Annotated in this window: 3 protein-coding genes; 1 reads left to right on the top strand and 2 read right to left on the bottom strand. The window is 32.5% G+C overall.

The window, feature by feature from the left end; all coding sequences use genetic code 11:
- The coding region (locus WFK35_RS22325) for a metallophosphoesterase (protein WP_336734798.1) at positions 1–628 on the top strand (628 nt) is incomplete at its 5' end.
- A 1-nt stretch (position 629) separates the two neighbouring features.
- On the opposite strand, the gene WFK35_RS22320 is transcribed toward WFK35_RS22325, so the two are convergent.
- Both WFK35_RS22320 and WFK35_RS22315 read right to left on the bottom strand, forming a co-directional pair.
- Positions 630–1,586 carry a hypothetical protein gene (locus WFK35_RS22320; protein WP_336734796.1) on the bottom strand — a complete coding sequence of 319 codons (957 nt, stop codon included), beginning with the start codon at positions 1,584–1,586 and terminating at the stop codon, positions 630–632.
- A gap of 13 nt (positions 1,587–1,599) precedes the next feature.
- The coding region (locus tag WFK35_RS22315) for a hypothetical protein (protein ID WP_336734795.1) at positions 1,600–2,236 on the bottom strand (637 nt) is incomplete at its 5' end.

Raw genomic sequence — 2,236 nt, 5'->3', positions numbered from 1 at the left:
ATGGATTAAAACAAAAATTCCCGATAAACCTGTGATTTATGTGTTGGGAAATCATGAATATTATAAAGGTTCTTATCCTAAAACGTTAAATAAAATAAAAGCTGCCGCAGAAAATTCCAATGTTTTTGTGCTGGAAGATGGTTTTGCAGATATTGACGGGATTCGTTTTCATGGCGCAACGTTGTGGACGGATTTTTCTGTTTTCGGAGATCCGAGATATTACGGATTTGTCTGTCAGCAAGGAATGAACGATTATAAGAAAATTAAAAGAGATCCTTCTTATTCCAAGATGAGGTCGATAGATATTTATAAAATTCATCAGTTTTCGAGATTGTGGCTAAAAGAAAGTCTTGAAAATTCAAAGGGCATGAAGAATATTGTGGTTACTCATCATGCCCCAAGTTTACAGTCGAGTCCTGAACATTTTAAAAATGATCCGTTAACTTCTGCATACGTTTCCAATCTGGAGGATTTTATTCTGGAATATCAACCGCTGTATTGGATTCACGGGCATATTCACACGCCGAAAAGATACAAAATAGGGGAGACGGAGATTATCTGCAATCCGCATGGTTATATTTCGGAAAAGTATAATGGATTTGAGAGGGAGCTGATTGTGAAGGTTTAAGTTATTTAATTTCTTTCATGAATTTTTCTAAAGCTTCAAAAGAGTCTGTTTCTTTAGAAAATGCAGGATAAATTTCAACTTGTGATGCTCCGGAATCTTTCAGCCATTTTGTCCAGATGATTTTCATGATCTCAAAATCTGTTGGCTGAATGGTTGTTGAACCATTTTTATCAAGCGATCTGTCTACCATTTCTAAAATTAAAATATTAGTATCGTGAAGGTTATTAGACGTTTTTTTAATTAAATATTCTGGTTTTGAACGGATAAATTTTTCGAGGTCAGTGGATTTACTATTCAAAAACTCGGTTCTTATTTTTTTTATTAATTTTTGGTCGAATGTATATCCCAAATCGTTATTGGTACTTTCTATATAGCCGTCTGTAAAAAGTACAACAATATTCTTTGTATTTTTAATCGTTCTTGCTATGCTATCAATTTTATCGGGATTATTTATGATGGAACTTTTGATTGTCTCATTGAAGTAATTCCAAACATCAGAACCGGAAGAATTTTGTAAAGAATAATTGTAAATCTTTGAAACCCCGGATTTAAATTTCAATACATCAGATTTCAAACCTTTTCTTTTGTATTCAGAGGATGCCGATAAGTTATTTTCAAATTTTTTGAAATTAATTTCCAGATCTTTTGGATCCACTACATTCTTGTTCAGAATTCCCCGGTTGATAAAATCCAGTTTATAGACATCAAGCTGATTCATTTGTCTGTTATTTGTCTGTAATAAATGCTCAATGTTGCCTATTATATTATTGATTAACAGCGTGTCGTTTACAGGTTTAGGATGGATGTCTTTGTTGATTCTGTTAGATAAATCTGGGACAATCAGTACATTATAATCATGAATTTTTGTAAAAGACTTTATATCAACATCAGGTGTTTTATGACAATTAAACAGAAGAAATGTGATTGCTAAAATGCTTAAGGTAAATTTTGTTTTCATAGAATATTTAAGTTTAATTTTGGGCGAAGTCGGTAGCAAAACTTTCATTAAAAGCAATCATATTCAGCCATTTTTCGCATTCTCTAATGGCTTCAGTTGTTTTTGCTTCAGCTTTCGGAACTGCGTAAATTTCAAATAAATATTTGCTCCAGCCTTCCATAAAGATGTTCACTCGGTTTTTCATTTCTGGTTTGGAGATCGGAAGTCTGTCGTTATCTACCTGACTTTGATAAATATGAGCAAGATTTTCCACTTTTTCTTTAAAGGTCAGTAACATTTGTTTCAGATTATTGATCTTGGTATTCGTCTGCATTGGTAAATCCTGAAGCTGCTTTGTAAAGTTTATTTTATTTCTTTCCGATGCGGAAATTTCACTGCTTAATCTGTTGTTTTCCTCTTTCAGACTATTAATTTCCAATCGGTGATTCTGCATTTCTTCTTCCAGTTTTTTAACAACGAATTCAGTTTTTTCCTGATGGTGCGTTTTAGTTCTTTTATAATAGGACTGATAGAATTTTTCTGTAACAATTCCAAATAAATATACTCCTAAAGTCCCGAGAATAAAGACCAGCCAAAAGTTTTCCGTCTGTAAAATATCTTTAAATTCTAACTGCTTATCGGTACGGTTGGTTAAATATTCTATAAAGTTG

Origin of the sequence: Chryseobacterium sp. VD8, assembly GCF_037149975.1 — a bacterium.
GTDB classification, from domain to species: domain Bacteria; phylum Bacteroidota; class Bacteroidia; order Flavobacteriales; family Weeksellaceae; genus Chryseobacterium; species Chryseobacterium indicum.
The sequence above is the reverse complement of the archived record's forward strand: the minus strand, read 5'-3'. Positions and strand labels throughout refer to the sequence as shown.

Bases quoted from the DNA above. Each gene is read 5' to 3' on its own strand.
- WFK35_RS22320 (WP_336734796.1), bottom strand. From the start codon at position 1,586: ATGAAAACAAAATTTACCTTAAGCATTTTAGCAATCACATTTCTTCTG.